The 17,239-nt window shown below is 63.5% G+C and carries 13 protein-coding genes; 1 reads left to right on the top strand and 12 read right to left on the bottom strand.

Features of this window, described 5'->3' with window-relative positions; translation table 11 throughout:
- Positions 1 to 162: 162 nt before the first annotated feature.
- Positions 163 to 2,364 (top strand): tetratricopeptide repeat protein, encoded by a 2,202-nt coding sequence (locus FHS84_RS09305; RefSeq protein ID WP_166933317.1) that lies wholly within the window; start codon positions 163 to 165, stop codon positions 2,362 to 2,364.
- 155 nt (positions 2,365 to 2,519) lie between these two features.
- Here the strand turns inward: FHS84_RS09305 and FHS84_RS09300 are convergent, their stop codons facing one another.
- The 12 genes from FHS84_RS09300 to murD all read right to left on the bottom strand — a co-directional run bounded on the left by FHS84_RS09300 (position 2,520) and on the right by murD (position 17,236).
- Complete coding sequence (locus FHS84_RS09300) at positions 2,520 to 2,930, bottom strand: hypothetical protein (protein ID WP_166933315.1); 411 nt, start codon at positions 2,928 to 2,930, stop codon at positions 2,520 to 2,522.
- 189 nt (positions 2,931 to 3,119) lie between these two features.
- Positions 3,120 to 4,139, bottom strand: coding sequence for a tetratricopeptide repeat protein (locus FHS84_RS09295; RefSeq protein ID WP_166933313.1), 1,020 nt, complete (start codon positions 4,137 to 4,139; stop codon positions 3,120 to 3,122).
- A gap of 1,699 nt (positions 4,140 to 5,838) precedes the next feature.
- The gene (locus FHS84_RS09290; RefSeq protein ID WP_166933311.1) at positions 5,839 to 6,498 is read right to left on the bottom strand and encodes a GNAT family N-acetyltransferase; all 660 of its coding nucleotides are present in this window, start codon (positions 6,496 to 6,498) and stop codon (positions 5,839 to 5,841) included.
- 69 nt (positions 6,499 to 6,567) lie between these two features.
- The gene (ftsZ, locus tag FHS84_RS09285; protein WP_166933309.1) at positions 6,568 to 8,118 is read right to left on the bottom strand and encodes a cell division protein FtsZ; all 1,551 of its coding nucleotides are present in this window, start codon (positions 8,116 to 8,118) and stop codon (positions 6,568 to 6,570) included.
- Positions 8,119 to 8,189: 71 nt separating this feature from the next.
- Positions 8,190 to 9,470 carry a cell division protein FtsA gene (ftsA, locus tag FHS84_RS09280; RefSeq protein WP_166933306.1) on the bottom strand — a complete coding sequence of 427 codons (1,281 nt, stop codon included), beginning with the start codon at positions 9,468 to 9,470 and terminating at the stop codon, positions 8,190 to 8,192.
- Positions 9,470 to 10,414, bottom strand: a complete 945-nt coding sequence (locus FHS84_RS21845; RefSeq protein ID WP_166933304.1) for a cell division protein FtsQ/DivIB — start codon at positions 10,412 to 10,414, stop codon at positions 9,470 to 9,472. The genes ftsA and FHS84_RS21845 overlap by 1 nt, the downstream gene beginning before the upstream one ends.
- Positions 10,402 to 11,319 (bottom strand): D-alanine--D-alanine ligase, encoded by a 918-nt coding sequence (locus FHS84_RS09270; RefSeq protein ID WP_166933302.1) that lies wholly within the window; start codon positions 11,317 to 11,319, stop codon positions 10,402 to 10,404. The genes FHS84_RS21845 and FHS84_RS09270 overlap by 13 nt, the downstream gene beginning before the upstream one ends.
- Positions 11,316 to 12,224: a UDP-N-acetylmuramate dehydrogenase gene (gene murB, locus FHS84_RS09265; protein WP_166933299.1), complete on the bottom strand. Its 909-nt coding sequence runs from the start codon at positions 12,222 to 12,224 to the stop codon at positions 11,316 to 11,318. Before murB ends, FHS84_RS09270 begins: the two co-directional genes overlap by 4 nt.
- A complete protein-coding gene (murC, locus tag FHS84_RS09260; RefSeq protein ID WP_166933296.1) occupies positions 12,221 to 13,642 on the bottom strand; it encodes a UDP-N-acetylmuramate--L-alanine ligase in 1,422 nt (473 codons plus the stop codon). The genes murB and murC overlap by 4 nt, the downstream gene beginning before the upstream one ends.
- Entirely contained in the window at positions 13,639 to 14,721 is a 1,083-nt protein-coding gene (gene murG / locus FHS84_RS09255) for an undecaprenyldiphospho-muramoylpentapeptide beta-N-acetylglucosaminyltransferase (protein WP_166933293.1), read from the bottom strand. Before murG ends, murC begins: the two co-directional genes overlap by 4 nt.
- Positions 14,718 to 15,854, bottom strand: a complete 1,137-nt coding sequence (locus FHS84_RS09250; RefSeq protein ID WP_166933291.1) for an FtsW/RodA/SpoVE family cell cycle protein — start codon at positions 15,852 to 15,854, stop codon at positions 14,718 to 14,720. Before FHS84_RS09250 ends, murG begins: the two co-directional genes overlap by 4 nt.
- Positions 15,851 to 17,236 carry a UDP-N-acetylmuramoyl-L-alanine--D-glutamate ligase gene (gene murD, locus FHS84_RS09245; RefSeq protein ID WP_166933288.1) on the bottom strand — a complete coding sequence of 462 codons (1,386 nt, stop codon included), beginning with the start codon at positions 17,234 to 17,236 and terminating at the stop codon, positions 15,851 to 15,853. The genes FHS84_RS09250 and murD overlap by 4 nt, the downstream gene beginning before the upstream one ends.
- Positions 17,237 to 17,239: the final 3 nt, after the last annotated feature.

Below are 17,239 nucleotides of genomic sequence, written 5' to 3'. Positions count from 1 at the left end.
CTCGGCGGTGCCGGTTTGGAGCCGATTGTTACGCGGCTGTCGGGTTCGGCGCGAGCGCCTGAATACGTATTCGGGAAGAAAATCGACGGGGACCTCGCCGCCTTGCCGCGGGCGACGGCGGCCGTCTAGGATCGGGCGCCCCGCCTTGGAAAGGGTACCGCAATGGAACAACCGCCGAAGCGGCTGCAGGACATGTTCGCTCTGGCGCTGCGCCATCATCAAGCGGGCCGCCTGAACGATGCGGAGCAGCTTTACCGCAACATCCTCGCGCTCGATCCGCGCCATGCCGATGCCTTGCATCTTCTGGGCGTGGCTGCGCTTCAGCGCGGGCAGTTCGATGCGGCCGTCGACTGGATCGGCAAAGCGATCGGCCAGAACGACAAGGTTCCGTCGTTCCACAACAATCTCGGCAACGCTCTGAAGGAGCAAGGCAAGCTGGATGCCGCAGCGGCGTCCTATCGCCGGGCGCTGGCGCTCAAGCCGGATCATGTCGACGCGCATTATCATCTCGGCCTCGTTCTTCAGGCCGCGAACTCGCTCGACGAAGCGGCGGCATCGTTCCGGCAAGCCCTGAAACTGAAGCCGAACCATCATCAGGCCCTCTTCTGTCTCGGTAACGTTCTCATGGCGGAAGGATTGCCGGACGAGGCCATGGCGGCGTACCGGCAGGTTCTGGCCGCCAACCCGAACTTCGCCGAGGTCCACAACAACATCGGCAGTCTGTTCCGGCTGCAGGGCAAGCTCGAAGAGGCCGCGGCTTCGTATCGCCGCGCGCTGGCAATCAAACCGGCTTTCGCCGAAGCGCACGGCAATCTCGCGCTCGTCCTCATCGGGACCGAACAGTTGGACGAGGCGGCGGCGGCGTGCCGCGAGGCTTTGCGCGCCAAGCCCGATTACGCCGAAGCGCACAAGACGCTGGGCATGATCCTGATGGAACAAGGCCACGCCAAAGAAGCCGCCGAGTCGTTCCGCCGCGCTCTGGCGATCCAGCCCGATTTTGCCGAAGCGAAACTCGGCGAGACCATCGCGGCGATTCCGGTCTTCGCCGAGGATGTCCGCCAAAGCACCGGTGCGGCGGAAGACTTCGCTGAGGCCCTCACGGCGTTGGAGACCTGGAGCCGCGCCAATCCCGGCAAGCTGGGCAAGGCGATCGGAACCATGCAGCCGTTTTATCTGGCTTACCGGCCGAGCGATACCGGCGCGCTTCTTTCCCGCTATGGCGATCTCGCCAGTGCGGCGGCGGCGGAGTACTGGCATCCGGAAATGCCTTGCGCCGTGCGGCGCGATAAAATCCGCCTCGGCATCGTCAGCGGACAAGTGCGGCGGCATCATCCCGTTTGGGAAGTCATCCTGCGCGGGATCGTGGCGCAGCTTGACCGTCAGCGGTTCGAGATTTTCTTTTATCACACGCAAGCCGCGACAGGGGACGAAGCCGCGTGGGCTGCTGCCCAGGTCAGCCGCTTCGTTGCCGGGCCGAAATCCGTTCGGGTTTGGATCGACGCCATCAAGCACGACACCCCGGACGTGATCTTCTATCCCGAAGTCGGCATGGACCCCACGGCTTGCACGCTCGCCGCGCTTCGCCTGGCGCCGGTGCAGGCGGCGGGTTGGGGCCATCCGGTCACCACCGGCCTGCCGACCATCGATGTGTTTCTGTCCGGCGATTTGCTCGAAGGGCCGGACGCCGAGCGGCACTATCGCGAACGGCTCGTGCGCCTGCCCGGCACCGGAGTCTGCATGGAGGCGCCCGCCGGATCGGCGAAACCGTGGGCTCCCCCATCTGCCGCAAGCGGCACGGTGCGTTTTGCCTTGTGTCACCAGCCGATCAAATTCGATCCCGCCGACGACGGCCTCATCGCCCGCATTGCCAAGGCTGTCGGTCCCAGCGAGTTCTGGCTCTTGGCGCCGCGGAAGAAACTCCACTGGGCCACGGCAAAATTGCGCGACCGGCTCGCCGCAGCGTTTCGCGCCGAAGGCCTCGATCCCGACGCGCATTTGCGGGTGATGCCGTGGCTCGCGCCCGACGAATTCGCCGGCTTCCTCGACGCGATGGACGTGTATTTGGATTGCCCGGCGTTTTCCGGCTACACCACCGCGTGGCAGGCCGTCCATCGCGGTTTGCCGATCGTCACCCTGGAAGGCGCCTTCCTGCGGCAGCGCCTGGCGGCCGGCCTCCTGCGGCAAATCGGGATCACGGACGGGATCGCGTCATCGCAGGAAGAATACGTGGACCGCGCTATCCGCTTCGCGCACGAAGGCGCAAAACGCGACACCATCCGGAATGCCGCCGCAAAGGCGAATGGCAACCGCGCCGCCGTGAAAGCCCTGGAAGACGCGCTGACGGAAGCGGCGCGCGCCGGATAGATCGGCCGCCCGATTTGCTGTCAGCCGGAAGCCACGATCTCCACCGAGATCAGGACGGAAGTTGCGTTTCCTTATCAAACGGCAACGGCAGGAATGCGCCATGGCTTCCGGACATTGGCTGGACGGCGGCCTCGCGCCAGCAACGGTCATTGCCATCACTTCAGATCATCAAAGGTTCGGGTAAACGGTGGGAGCCGAAGACGAGCAGATTCCTTTGAGTATTCCTGCGCATTGAAAGGACCATGAATATCGTCGCTACTTGGCCCACGTCGTGCCTCGAACTTAGGGTTACGAACGATGTAGAAGTATTGGGTAACGGCCTTCTCGCCCTTGGGGTGAATGGCGGCTACCACGTAGTTCCTGTCGTATCCCGCCGAAAACAGCGTAGGACCGGCCAGAAAACTGCTAACGCCGTCGCCTTCGTCCCAACACAGCGCCATCTGCTCTCTAGCGTCTACGGCGACGAGCTTGTATTTCGCGGTTAGGGCCTCATCGTTATAGAAGCCACATCCGGCCAGCGACACTAGCAATGCCCAAATGAGTAGGTGTCGAGCTTTACGTCCCATTGCCATCCCCCGCCGTTACCACAGAACTATACTCTTTGGGGTCGCGCTAGAATGGCCGTTCCTGGCGCAAGCCGGACGACCAGCCTAGGTCCGAAGTTGCACCGATTCCAGACTTTGGCGGGACGGCGACCTTGCGCCAACTCTGGACGTAAAAACCAAGCTGTTTGAGGGCCACACCAGTGGCCCATGTCAATGTCCTGAGGCTTTCAAACGCGCCAGATACTGGATTGCGATGTCATCGCCCTGTGCGGCTGCTTTTTCGTACCACGCCCTTGCCTCAGCATAATCCTGCTCGACACCCCAACCCATCTGGTACATGTAGCCCAACGCGAACTGCCCTCGCGCCTCGCCCGCAGCCGCAGACTTTCGAAACCATTGCAGCGCAACCGCATAATCCTTTGCGACGCCGACGCCCTTCATGTACATCGCGCCGATGTCGTACTGTGCTTTTGGATTACTTTGTGCCGCCGATTTTTGATACCACGCGAGTGCTTGGTTGTAATCTTGAGGCACGCCGCTGCCGTTTACATAGGCAGTACCCAAATCGAGTTGTCCAACCGGATCACCGCCCTCGGCGGCTTTGCGAAATAACGCGACAGCCTTCGCAAGGTTCTTTTCCACACCGGCCCCGCGTTCGTACAACTCGCCTAGTCTGCCTTCGGCGGCGACATGTCCGGCTGCCGCTGCTTTTGCGTACCAATCAGCCGCCTGAGCATAATCGACTGGAACGCTGCTTCCTTGCTGGTAAGCAAGGCCCAATGCGAACTGGGCATTCGGATCGCCATTTTCGGCGGCTATCCGGTTGCGGTGGATTTCGGGGTCTTCGATTACAAGAAGCGCGCTTGGTTTCTCTTTCGAATCGCCTTGCGAGACAAGGAACATCGTTCTGCCATTCGGGGAGGACCTGTAACCGACGACGAATGGCTCGACATGCCCGCACAAGGAGACCTTCCAACGCTCGTATTGGACCTTTGCGCCACCCGCGGCCTGTTGCACTTCAGGCATGACAAAATCGTCCGACAGTGTCTCGCTTTCGACGGCATCGGGGCTTTCGCACTTGAAGCGTGCCTTGCTGATCAACGTCACGTTTTGCATAACGTCATGGAGCAAGGTCTCATTCGCTCGCGTATGGCCCGAGAAATGGACCTGCTCGGCGTTTGCTGATGCCATCATCACGCACGCAGCGGACAGAAACAATCGCACGATCATCGGCTTCCCCCCGAGGCAACATCAAAGCCTCCCGCCGCGGTGGGCGGAAAGGCGCAGATTACGTCAGATGATGGATCGACGCGAATGACCGGATGTGGCGCAACCCGGAAGTAGCTCGAAGGGCGAGTTTGGGGCCGGAATGGGACTTTGCGACAAGGTCGCATAAGCGCGGCCAACTCCGGACATTGCCCTGCGAGTCGTTGAAGCTGCTTCCCGCGCTTTAGGAACACCCAATCTCGTCGGCGAGGTCGTGAACCAGTTCTTCCTTTTTTGCTATTCCGCGTATGCCCGGAAGCCCAGCCAGCCTAATCAGGTATGCGCAACTGATTTTATTGCTCAATATGCAATCAGTCTGACCTTTTCCCGCCGTAAATTCTGAAATTTGCAGCGGGTGAAGCTCCGAGGCCGCTGCATCACGATCTAAGCAAGGAAAACTGCCGCGTAACGATTGGACGCGCCGATATTCATCTGTTTGCAGCGCCAAGTGCCATTCAAATGGTTGCCGTTCAAACTTTTGCGGCGAAATCCATAAAATCATGTAGAGGATAGTCCTTTTGCCAAGGACTGACACTCTGGTCCAGTTCTCTACAGATGATGGCGGGGGCGTGCCGTTTATGTTGTCCCAGGTCTGCGCTCGCGCGGCGGCCAACGTGCACAATGTCAGCACGACAGCAAAGCCAAACCTGAATATGTGCGTCCTTTTCATCAGTCCACTTTACACCCCGTGCGCTGCGAAATGGATGACCGGAATTGGCGCCAAATCGCCGGTTGGCCTAGGTCCGAAGTTGGACTGTTTCCAGACGTCGTGGCGACGGCGGAAACGCGCCACGAACGGTCGTTCCGGTGAGGCTCAGATCGGAATAGACTTGGACTGTTGCGCGACACCACCCGACAGGGGATCGATCTGTGATGACACGAAGGACACTTCTGTGGCTGTGGTCGGCGGCTAGTCTGACCTGGCTCGCGTTCCTGTGTTTCAAGTTGCTCTCAAACTGCGATCCATATGCCGGTCTGGCGACGTTTTGCGCGGCCGGTCCTCACAGTGATCTTGGTTCGGAATTAGCCGGAAATCTCACGCTGATCTTTATCGCTGGGATTGTTCTGCCTTTGCTGATCCTCGCGATTGTGATCTTCCTGGAGCGAGTAATCCGTTGGGCGCGGCAGCCAAATTAGGCACGCAGTTAAGGTGCAATGTCGTGTTCTGGCGCAAAGCGGGCTTAGGGCACCTGGGGAATTCGGCATTGATTTACGAATGCGTCGCGCCCTGAAGAACGTTGCGGGTCTCACAAACCTCTTGCATGTTCCCTTTTTGTTCTATACACTCCGCGTGCTGTTTTTAAAAAGAGGATCGCCGACAAAGCACGCGGGAACGGGCCGTAGCTGAGCCCTGCCTCGCACTCACGAGACATAATAGGACCTGCATGCGCGCTCGTGCGCGTTGCGGGCAAGCCTGGCGAAGGACCGGCGTAAGTCCGTGCATAACCACGTGAGACCTGCGGGCAGTGGCGTACGGCGGCGGCACCGGAGCGCAATCGGAAATGGCGAAATTTCCGGCTTCTTGCGCTTGCTGATGGCTTGTCTGCGCGGTCTGTTGAGAAAGCGGACTGTGACCAGTCATTCGCCGCTTGAGTGCGGCGCTCGCTGGCGCCCCAGCTTCCAGAGTCTCTTCTTTTCAAGGCCTCCTTCGGAGGCCATTTTTTTAGCGCAAGGCGGCGAGGCTTTGGCGTTGGCGGCCGTCGGCATCGAAGTTGTTGGGGGCGAGCCAGCGCTCGAAGCCCGCTTTCACGCCCGGCCAATCGGCATCGACGATCGCGAACCAGGCGGTGTCGCGGTTGTGGCCTTTGACGATCATATGGGCGCGGAACACGCCCTCATAGACAAAGCCGAGCCGTTCGGCCGCTTTCCTCGAGCGCAGATTGCGGTCGTCGCATTTCCATTCGTAGCGGCGGTAGCCGAGATCCTCGAACACATGCCGCGCCAGGAGGTAATGCGCTTCGGTGGCGAGCATCGAGCGTTGCGCCCAGGGCGCCATCACCACGAACCCGACTTCGAGCACCCGGTGCTCGGGCGCGATGCGCATGAAGCTGGCGGTCCCGGCCGGGCGGCCGCTGGCTTTGTCCTCGAACAGGAATTGCAGCGTGGCGGGGTTGGCCTGCCAGTCGGCGAGCAGACTGGCGAACACGCCGGAACCGGATGGCGCCGAGGCCTGCAGGAACTGATAAGTACGCTCGAGGTCGGGGCTGAGGGCGTCAAACAATGGGCCGGCATCGCTGGCGACCACCAAGGGCCGGACGCGGACACTTCGTCCTTCCAGCACGACCGGTCGCGGCATTGGTCCGGGTGTCAGGCAGGCGGTCATCGGCGATCTCCTACGAAAAAGGGCGCGCTCCGAAGAACGCGCCCTTGTTTGTAGCGTATTCGAGACCGATCAGTTCGTCTGGCGGCGCAGGAAGGCCGGGATTTCGAACTGGTCGCCGCTCTTTTGATCGCCGAACAGGTCGGAGCCTTGCGGCACGACCGGCTGCTGCGGCGCCGGGCGGATCGGTTCGGCCTGGGCCAGTGCGCGCGGCTGCTGCGGCGCCGGCTGACGGTGCTGAACCGGCTGCTGGACGTGCGGCGCCGGTTCGACGTGCCGTTCTTCCTTGCGGCCCCAGCCGAAGATGCCACGGCGCTTGCGTTCGGGTTCGTGACGGACCGGGATGACCTCTTCGGCCATCGGACGCGCCTGCGGCAGCGGCTCGGGCGCCGGTGGCGGCAAATCGGCCGGCGGCAGATCGTTGTTGCCGAGGATCATGGCTTCGGCCGTGCTATGCGGCGTCGGCGTAAGGCCGGCTTCGAGGTCCTCGATGCGGCGATGTACCTGATTGGCCGACATCGCCGGGGCCGGCGGCGGAGGTGGCGGCGGAGGCGCGACCGGCTTCTGCACGCTGGCGGCCGCGGCCTTCAGCATGTCGACCGGACGCGGCTTGGCGCGGGCCGGGAATTGCTCGATGTTCTTGCCCACCCGCATTTCGGCCGCCTCGATGCCGGTCGCGACCACGCTGACGCGGATGCGGCCTTCCATGTCGTCGAGGATGGTATTGCCGAAGATGATGTTGGCGTCGGAATCGACTTCGGCGCGGATGCGATTGGCCGCCGCTTCGACTTCGAACAGGCCGAGGTCGGGACCGCCGGTGATGTTGATCAGCACGCCGCGGGCGCCCTTCATCGACACGTCGTCGAGCAGCGGGTTGGAGATGGCCATGTCGGCGGCCTTCTGGGCGCGATCTTCGCCCTCGGCCTCGCCGGTGCCCATCATCGCCTTGCCCATCTCGGTGATCACCGACTTGATGTCGGCAAAGTCGAGGTTGATCAGGCCGGGGCAGACGATCAGGTCGGTGACGCCGCGCACGCCGGCATGCAGCACGTCGTCGGCCATGGCGAAGGCCTGGGCGAAGGTGGTGCGGTCGTTGGCGACGCGGAACAGGTTCTGGTTGGGGATGACGATCAGGGTGTGCACGAACTGCTGCAGTTCGGCGATCCCCTTTTCGGCGATCCGCATGCGGCGCTCGCCTTCGAAGGCGAACGGCTTGGTGACCACGCCGACAGTGAGGATACCCGCCTCGCGCACCGCGCGGGCGATGACCGGAGCCGCACCGGTGCCGGTGCCGCCGCCCATGCCGGCGGTGATGAACACCATGTGGGATTCGCGCAGGTGCTCCATGATCTCATCGAGCGTCTCTTCGGCGGCGGCGCGACCGATATCGGGCTGGGCGCCGGCGCCCTGGCCTTCCGTCACGTGGGCCCCGAGCTGGACCCGGCGCTCGGCCTTCGATCCGGCCAGTGCCTGGGAGTCGGTGTTGGCGACCACGAACTCCACGCCTTCCAGCTTGGAGGCAATCATGTTGTTGACCGCATTGCCGCCGGCGCCACCGACGCCAAGGACGGTGATGCGGGGGCGAAGTTCCTGCGGTTCTGGCGCTTTGAAACTGATCGACATCTTTACTCTCCTTGGCTGGTCGCGCTTGTCGCCGCCATTAGCCCAAAGCGAATCACATTCTTATCGTTGAATCATCCGATGAGCCCTCCGGTCAACCGTGAGAGCCATCCTTTCGTTCCATTTTCTTCGCGTTGCAGTGCAAGTTCCGGATTCAACACCTCCGGCGGCATCGTTGCGCCCGCCATCAACAAACCGATGGCGGTCGCGTAGTCAGGCCCTGCCGAAGAAGCGGGCATTCCGCTTTGCGGCCGCGGACGTCCGACGCGGACCTGCTTGTTCAAGACGCGGGCGGCGAGTTCGCGCGCGCCCGCCAACTGACTCGCGCCGCCTGTCAAGACCAGCCGGCGCCCTGCAGCGACATCGTAGCCTGAGTCACGCAGACGCTTCTGCACCTCGCCGAAGGTCTCTTCGAGACGGGCCTGGATGATCCGCGTCAGCATTGAACGGGGAACGCGCAAGTCGCCCTCTTCGTTCTCTTCGCCCATCTGCGGCACCGAAACGACGTCGGCGCCGGATTCGAGATCGCCCAGGGCCGCGCCGTAGAGCACCTTGGCCCGTTCGGCCGCCGCCACCGGCGACGACAGCATGACGGCGAGATCGTTGGTCACCGCCTGGCCGCCGATCGGCACCACGTCGGCATGGACGAGATGGCCTTCGAGGAAGACGGCAATCGAGGTGCAGCCGCCGCCCATGTCGAGAATGGTGCAGCCGAGCAGTTTCTCGTCGTCGGTGAGGACCGACAGGCCCGACGCATAGGGGGCGAACAGCGAAGCTGCGACATTGAGGTGACAACGTTCGACCGCCAGCCTGAGATTGGCGAGCGCAGTCGGCTTCACCGCCACCGCATGCATCGAAACGCCGATGCGCTGCCCGACCATGCCGGACGGATCGCGCACGCCCAGCGACTCGTCGACTACGTAGGAGGTCGGCATCGACTGGATCACGACATGGCCATCGAGCTGGCAGCGGGCACGGCCCTCGGCCAGAAGCTGGCGCAGGATATCGTCGGTGACTTCGGCGCCATCGAGCGCCATCACCGCCCGCGCGGTGATCGAGGCCGGACTGCCGCAATTGACCGAGAGCAGCACATTCTGGATACGCGCATCGGCAATGTTCTCCGCCGCGGCGACGCAATCGCGGATCGACTCCTCGACCGCGGTCATCTCCATCACCGTGCCGCCCCGAAGGCCGCGGGTCTCGCGCAAAGCGGTACCCACCACCTTGATCTGCCCCGGCTCGCAGCGTGCGATCAGACACACCGTCTTGGTCGATCCGACATCGAGGACCGCCACTAGGCCCGTGCGGTAGGCCGGCATCCCCTCGCCGGCTCGCATGCGCACCGTTTCACCCATCAGATCGCACTCCCCGTTTCGGGCTTCTTCTCCTTGGCCGGAGTGCCGTCGCGGTTGACGACAAAGAAGTAAGGAGAGGTCGGCCGTAAATCGATTTCGCGGATGTTGGTCTCAAGGATGCCGTCTTCGACGATGTAACGGTCGAGTTCCCGGATCTGGACGTCCCAGCCGGTCTCCGGCAGTTTGACAACGACGCCGTTGTCGAGAAGCAGGTTCCAGCGCCGGCCCGATTGATACTGGTAGGCCTTGACGCGGGCGGCGACGGCACGGTGATGCGCCACCGCTTCGATGAAGCCGTCGGCGTGTTCGGGGGCTCCGCCGCCGATCAGGAGCGGCAGTTTGCCGAACTCGTTGGTGTCGTCACCGGTGATGACGCGCCCCTTGCGCTCGACCAGCACGACGCCGTTCGGGGTCTGCCAGCGCGCATAAGGGACCCGTTCGACGATCTGAACGCTGATGTCGTCGGGATAGCGGCGGTGAATTTCGGCATCGGCCACCCACGGCAGCGTCAAAAGCCGCGCCCGTGCCGTCCTGAGATTGATCGCAAAGATCGACTGGCCGGCCTTGATCCCGAGGCCGCCCATGATCTCGTCCGGCTTGGTGCGGGCATTGCCCGACAGATGCACCTGCGCGACGCCGAAACCGGCGTGATCGACCAGCGTCGTCGCGGCCACATCGGTCTTGTGGATGGTGCGCGGGATCGCTCCGCCGGTAATGATCGCTGCCGCAACGGCAAGCATCACGACGACGATCGTGAGCAGCACCATCGGATGGCGCGGGCTGAACACCGATGCGAAGAAACTACCGACCATCGGCCAGAAGCCGCCCGAACGCTTGGCACGGCGCGGTGCTTCCTGGCGTCCGCGGGTGATGCCGCGTGCCGGGCTGCGGCTCGAACGGCCGCGCGTGCGTTCAGACGGGCGTTCCTTGCTCACCGGTCGCACGAAGCGTCCTCCACGATCCATCGGCACAGTGCGCGATAGCTGATGCCTTTCAAAGCGGCTTGTTCGGGCACCAGCGAGGTCGGCGTCATGCCGGGCTGGGTGTTGGTCTCGAGCGCGACGAGGCGATGCTTGCCGTTCGAGTCGTCGTAACGGAAATCGGTGCGCGACACGCCACGGCAGCCAAGCGCGGCATGCGCCATTTCGGCCAACTTCATCGCTTCGGCCGCGGCGAGATCCGGAATCGGTGCCGGCAGGATGTGACGCGAACCGCCGGCGGCGTATTTGGCCTGATAATCGTAGAATTCGAGGCTGGTGGTGATTTCGGTGACGGCAAGCGCCTGAGTACCCATCACGGCGACGGTCAGTTCGCGGCCGGGCACGAATTCTTCGACCATCCACAAACCGCTGTCCGCCCATTGTGCGCTGGCGAGTTCTTCCGGCGGACGGTTGTCGCCCTTGCGCACGATGAACACGCCGACCGACGAGCCTTCGCAGACCGGCTTCACGACATACGGCGGCTCCATCAGGTGTGCCGCGGCGGCCGCCTTGCGGTCGACCACGATCGAATTGACGATCGGCACGCCGGCGCGGGCATAGATGTCCTTGGTACGCTGCTTGTGCATGGCGAGCGCGGACGCCAGCACGCCCGAATGGGTATAGGGAATGCGCAGAAGTTCGAGCAGGCCCTGGACGGTACCGTCCTCGCCGAAACGGCCGTGCAACGCGTTGAACACGACATCGGGCTTGGCGGCCTGCAGCGCGGCCGGAAAATCGCCGACACTGGGGTCGAGTTCGACCACGTCGAAACCTTCCTCGCGCAGCGCGCCGGCGCAGCCCTGACCCGATACCAAGCTCACTTCGCGTTCGGAGGAACGCCCACCCAGCAGAACAACAACTCTCGTCATCTTTGCGCTCCGGGCGTTCCCACCCTTTTGATTTCCCATTCCAGCTCGATGCCGGATTTTTCCTTGACGCGGGCACGAACTTCCTCGCCCAGCGCCTCGATATCGGCCGCATGCGCCTCACCAAGATTGATGAGGAAATTGCAGTGGACGTCGGACACCATCGCTTCGCCATGGCGCAGTCCGCGGCAGCCTGCTTCTTCGATCAGCTTCCAGGCCTTGGCGCCCGGCGGATTCTTGAACGTCGACCCGCCGGTCTTAGACCGGATCGGCTGGCTTTCCTCGCGGCGGGCGAGGAGTTCTTCCGTGCGCGCCTTCACCGCAGCGGGCTCGTCGCGCGAGCCTTCGAACACCGCTTCGACGAAGATCAAATCGGCCGGCACATTGGACTTGCGGTATTCGAATCCCATGTCGGCGGGCTTGAGGATGTGCTTGACGCCCTTCGCATCAAGAGCGGTCGCTTCGACGAACACATCCTTGATCTCGGAACCATAGCAGCCGGCGTTCATCCTGAGCGCGCCGCCGATCGTGCCCGGCACGCCGCGCAGGAATTCGAGACCGGCAATTCCGGCATCGGCGGCCCGCCGCGACACCGCGGAATCGAGCGCCGCCGCACCGGCGCGGATGCGAAGGCCATCGACCTCCACCTTACCGAACGCTGCCGGCAAACGGATCACCACACCGGGAATGCCACCGTCGCGCACCAAGAGATTGGAGCCGACGCCGATTACGGTCACCGGCGTATGGGGCGGCCGCCTGGTCAGAAAATCAGCAAGATCGTCGGCATCGGCAGGACGATACAGCACTTCCGCGGCGCCGCCGGCACGAAACCAGACGAGGTCCTTCAGCGCAGCGCCGAATTGATAGGTGCCCCGGACAGGCGGCAGGCTTTCGCAGGCGCCGTTCATGCGCGGGCCTCCAGGGCGGCTTGCAGCTTGTGCGCCCAGGCTGAAATCGATCCGGCACCAAGGCAGATGACGACGCCGCCCGGCTTCATGTGCGGCCCCGCTACGGCGGCGAGATCGTCACCACCCTCGACCGTGAGGACATGACGATGACCGTGGGCGCGAAGAGCTTCGGCATAAGTATCGCGATTGATGCCTTCGATCGGCTGCTCGCCCGCCGGATAGACCGGCGCCACGATGGCAACATCGGCATCGTTGAGGCACTTGGCGAACTGCTCGAAGGTATCGCGCAGACGGGTGTAGCGGTGCGGCTGAACCACGGCGACGACCGGCCCCGAATAGGCCTGACGGGCCGCCTTCAAAGCCGCAGCGATCTTGAACGGATTGTGGGCGTAATCGTCGATAATGGCGCAGCCATTCCATTCGCCGACGCGGGTGAAGCGCCGTCCGACGCCGCGGAACGACGCCAACGCCTTGGCGAGCGTCTCGTCGGAAGCGCCAAGCTGGCTCGCCACCGCGATCGCGGCCAGCGAGTTCTGCACATTGTGCTCGCCCGGCATCGGCAGCTTGAGATTTTCCAGGCGGCGCTCGGTACCGGCGCGGCGGTCCGTGAACACCACGTCGTAGCACGAGGCGCCTTCGGCAAAACGGATATTGATTGCGCGCACATCGGCCTGCGGACTCATGCCGTACGTAATAATGCGCCGGTCGGTAATGCGTCCGACCATGGCCTGCACTTCAGGATGATCGATGCAGAGCACGGCAAAGCCGTAGAACGGGACATTCTCGATGAAGCGCTGGAAGGCGTCGCGCAGATGGTCGAACGACTTGTAGAAATCGATGTGATCGGGATCGACGTTGGTAACGACCGCGATGGTCGAGGGCAGACGCAGGAAGGTGCCGTCGCTCTCGTCGGCTTCGACCACGACCCATTCGCCCTGCCCCAGGCGCGCGTTGGTGCCGTAGGCGTTGATGATGCCGCCGTTGACGACCGTCGGATCAAGCCCGGCGGCATCGAGCAGTGCGGCAACCATCGTGGTCGTCGTGGTCTTGCCGTTGGTGCCGGCGACCGCGATGCACGATTTCAGCCGCATGATCTCGGCCAGCATCTCGGCACGGCGGACGAGCGGCAGACCTTGCAGCCGCGCAGCGTCGAATTCGGGATTGCCGGGCTTCACCGCCGAGGAATAGACGACCACATGCGCCTCGGCGAGGTTCTCCGGCGAATGGCCGACATGCACCGGAATGCCCATGGCGCGAAGGCGCTTCACATTATTATTGTCGGCCGCGTCCGAGCCCTGAACGCGATAGCCGAGGTTGTGCATGATCTCGGCGATGCCGCTCATGCCGATGCCGCCGATGCCGATGAAATGAATGGCACCGATATCGAGCGGAACGCGGGTCCCAACGGGTGCGGTCATCGCGCCCCCTCCAATTTTTCGACAAGATCGGCCAGCGCGCGCGTGGCGTCGGGCTTGGCCAGGGTGAGTGCAGCGGCCGCGCGCTTGGCGAGGCTCTGCGGATCGGCGAAGGCTTCGGTCAGCATCGCCGCCAGCTTCTCCGGCGTGAAATCCTTCTGCGGCAGGCGCCAACCGCCGCCGACGTCCGCCAACGCCTGGGCATTCGGCGTCTGGTTGTCGTCGAGAGCGTGCGGCAGCGGTACCAGAATCGCGGGTCGCCCGATGCAGGCCAGTTCCGACACGGTGCCCGCTCCGGCGCGCGCAATCACAAGATGGGCATCGGCGATCCGCTGCGGCATATCTTTGAAGAACGGCGCCAGTTCAGCCTTGACGTGCATGCGCGCATAGACGCGACGAACGCCGTCGAGATCTTCAGGACGGCATTGCTGCACGATTTCCAGGCGGGCCTTCAACGGCTCCGGCAGGCGATCGATGCCATCCGGCACGCGCTCGGAAAACACCCGCGCGCCCTGGCTGCCGCCGAACACTAAGAGGCGGATCGAGCCCGCCGGCACCTCGTAAGGCGCGGCATGGAGCGCGATTACGTCCGGGCGCATCGGGTTGCCGGTGTAGACGATTTTAGCCGGATTCCGCGGCAGGAAGCGCACCAGCTTGAAGTTGGCGGCGATCGCCTTGACGTAATTCATCAATAGCCGGTTGGCACGGCCGAGCAACGCATCGGGCGACAGAATCGCCGTCGGCAAGCCGCCGAGGCACGCCGCCAGCATCACCGGCACGCTGGGATAGCCGCCGAAACCCACCACGGCCGACGGCTTCAGCTTCTTCAGCTTGGCGAACGACACCGCAATGCCGGCCAGAATTTCAAACGGCGCCGTCATGAGGCCGATAATGCTGCGGTCGGAAAACGCCGCCGAGGGCACGATGGCGATCTCGGCACCGGGAAACACGTCGCCATAACCGGTGCCGCGCTTGTCGGTCATCACCACGACTTTGTGCCCGCGCGCCATCAGCTCGCCCGCGAGCGCTTCTGCCGGAAACAAATGCCCGCCGGTTCCGCCGGCCGCCAGCACAACCGTCATGGCCGCACTCCTTTGCCGAACCCTTCGCGCAATTCGACCTGCGGACGCTGGCGTCCGAGCGCCAGGATGAAGCCCATCGTCAGCGCCACGGCGAACAGCGACGAGCCGCCGGCGGAGATGAACGGCAGCGTCATACCCTTGGCGGGCATCATGTTCATCGCCACCGCCATGTTGATGAAGGCCTGCAATGCCAGCACAGTCGCCAGACCGGCTGCGGCGAGCTGGAGGAAGGTTTCGCGCGCGTTCGCGGCCTTGAGCATCAGGCGCACCGTCAAAAAGCAGAACAGGATGACGATGGCGCCGCAAACGATCAGGCCGAACTCCTCGCCCGCTACGGCATAGATGAAGTCCGAATGCACGTCCGGCAGCCGGTATTTGACGGTGCCCGCGCCGGGACCGACGCCGAGCACGCCGCCATGCTGGAATGCCTGCAAGGAACGGTCAACCTGCAGCCCCTTCTCGGTCGGATGGAAGAATTGCAGCACGCGATGCTGCACGTGCTGGAATTTCCAGATCGCGATGCCGGCCAGAGCCGCCGCACCGCCGCCCATGATTCCCATCCATTTGTAGGAGAGGCCGGCAAAATAGAGCATCGCCACGCAGAGCAGAACCAACAGGAACGTCTGGCCGACGTCGGGCTGCAACATCAGGACGCCGACGGCGGGCGCCAGAAGCAGCAGCACTTGCACCGGCTTGGACAGACGCGTCGTCTGGGTGTTTGCCAAAATGGCGGCCGCCAGAACCGCAAACGCAGGCTTCAGAAACTCCGACGGCTGCAGAGTAAAGACGCCGAGATCGAGCCAGCGCTTGGCGCCCAACGTTCGTGTGCCGACGAACAGCACCAAAATCGAACCGAGCACCGCCAGCGCGTAAACCACGGTCGCGAGCCGCCTGACGTCGTCGGGCTTGAGCAGGGACGTACCGAACAGGATCGCAATAGCGATGGCAGCGAAAATGCCCTGCTTCAGCGCAAAATAGAAATTTCCTTCGGTCATGGGCCCGCCGCTCGCCGCCGGGCTCGCGGCCACCGCCAGCATCAACCCGATGCCGATCAAGAGCAGCACCGTGATCGCGGATGCGCGGTCGACGGTCCACCACCAATCGGACAGGAAGTTGCGACTGGCGCGGTTCATGCGGTCTCCGGCTTCAGCTTGGCCACGAGGTCGCGGAAGACATCGCCGCGTTTCTCGAAATCGGAAAACTGGTCGAACGAAGCGCAGGCCGGCGACAACAGCACGACCGGCTCGGCCACATCAGAGGCAGCGGCATCGGCCGCCGCGGCGGCTACGGCAGCTTCGAGCGTGCCGCTCATTACGACCTCTGCCTTGCCCTGCAGGGTTTCGGCAAACGCCTCGGCCGCTTCGCCGATCAGGTAGGCTTTGCGGATGCGCGAAAAATACGGCGCGAGCGGTACGATGCCGCCCGCCTTGGGCCGGCCGCCCGCGATCCACCAGATATCATCGAAGCAAACCAGCGCCCGCTCAGCGGCGTCGGCATTGGTCGCCTTGGAGTCGTTGACGAACCGCACCTTACCGATCCGCCCCACATCCTCGATGCGATGTGCGAGGCCGGGGAAGGAAATGATGGCATTGGCAATCGTATCGGCGTTGCCGACGAACGGCGCTACGGCCGCATAGGCAAGCGCGGCGTTCTGCCAATTATGCGCCCCCGGCAGATGAGGCGCCGACTTGAGGTCCATCACTTTGGTCGAGCGCTCGCTTTGCGCATCGTACAGCACACCGTCGAGCACGAAAACGCCGCGCCCCAGCACCTTGCCGACCGAAACCGGCACGCAGGGCGCGCCGCCGTTGGAGGTGAGCCGGGTAAAGATGCCCGAGCAATGGCTGTCGTCGACACCGACCACGTTGCGCCCGGCACGCTTGGTCTGCTTCAAAAGCCGCATCTTCACCGCAGCGTAATTCTCGAGGCTGCCATGACGGTCGATATGGTCGGGCGTGATGTTCGACAGGATCGAGACGTCGGCTTCCAATCCCGGCGACAGGTCGATCTGATACGACGAGATTTCGAGGACATAGATCGTTTGGGGGCCCGGTGCGGCGAGCGCCAGCGCAGGCTGACCGATATTGCCGCCGACCTGGGCGTCGAAACCGGCTTCCTTCAGGATATGGCCTATCAGCGCCGTGGTGGTCGACTTGCCGTTGGTGCCGGTAATCGCAATCACGGGCGTTTTGGTGATGGTACGGGCGAACAGTTCGGTTTCGCCGATCACTTCCACGTCCCATTCGCGGGCGCGCACTACCACGTCGTGCGGCACGGGATGAGTCAGCGGCACGCCCGGTGACAGGATCACGGCGGCGAGCCGGTCCCACGGCCACTCGGTCCACGGAATCGTTTTGGCGCCGGCCGCGCGCGCGGCATCGCGCAACGACTCCTTGTCGTCCCAAGCCAAAACTTCACTGCCGCCGGCGCGGAGTGCGTGCACCGCCGCCAATCCCGATCGCGCCAGTCCGAAGACGGCAACGGTCCTGCCCGCAAAAGTGTCGACCGCAATCACCGC

This window comes from Rhizomicrobium electricum, from assembly GCF_011762045.1.
GTDB classification, from domain to species: Bacteria; Pseudomonadota; Alphaproteobacteria; order Micropepsales; family Micropepsaceae; genus Rhizomicrobium; species Rhizomicrobium electricum.
This window is presented reverse-complemented; position numbering and strand designations above follow the sequence as displayed.

Bases quoted from the DNA above. Each gene is read 5' to 3' on its own strand.
- ftsA (WP_166933306.1), bottom strand. From the start codon at position 9,470: ATGGGTGAAACGGTGCGCATGCGAGCCGGCGAGGGGATGCCGGCCTAC.
- FHS84_RS09250 (WP_166933291.1), bottom strand. From the start codon at position 15,854: ATGAACCGCGCCAGTCGCAACTTCCTGTCCGATTGGTGGTGGACCGTC.
- murB (WP_166933299.1), bottom strand. From the start codon at position 12,224: ATGAACGGCGCCTGCGAAAGCCTGCCGCCTGTCCGGGGCACCTATCAA.
- murC (WP_166933296.1), bottom strand. From the start codon at position 13,642: ATGACCGCACCCGTTGGGACCCGCGTTCCGCTCGATATCGGTGCCATT.
- murG (WP_166933293.1), bottom strand. From the start codon at position 14,721: ATGACGGTTGTGCTGGCGGCCGGCGGAACCGGCGGGCATTTGTTTCCG.
- FHS84_RS09305 (WP_166933317.1), top strand. From the start codon at position 163: ATGGAACAACCGCCGAAGCGGCTGCAGGACATGTTCGCTCTGGCGCTG.
- FHS84_RS09270 (WP_166933302.1), bottom strand. From the start codon at position 11,319: ATGACGAGAGTTGTTGTTCTGCTGGGTGGGCGTTCCTCCGAACGCGAA.
- ftsZ (WP_166933309.1), bottom strand. From the start codon at position 8,118: ATGTCGATCAGTTTCAAAGCGCCAGAACCGCAGGAACTTCGCCCCCGC.
- FHS84_RS09300 (WP_166933315.1), bottom strand. From the start codon at position 2,930: ATGGGACGTAAAGCTCGACACCTACTCATTTGGGCATTGCTAGTGTCG.
- FHS84_RS09295 (WP_166933313.1), bottom strand. From the start codon at position 4,139: ATGATCGTGCGATTGTTTCTGTCCGCTGCGTGCGTGATGATGGCATCA.
- FHS84_RS09290 (WP_166933311.1), bottom strand. From the start codon at position 6,498: ATGACCGCCTGCCTGACACCCGGACCAATGCCGCGACCGGTCGTGCTG.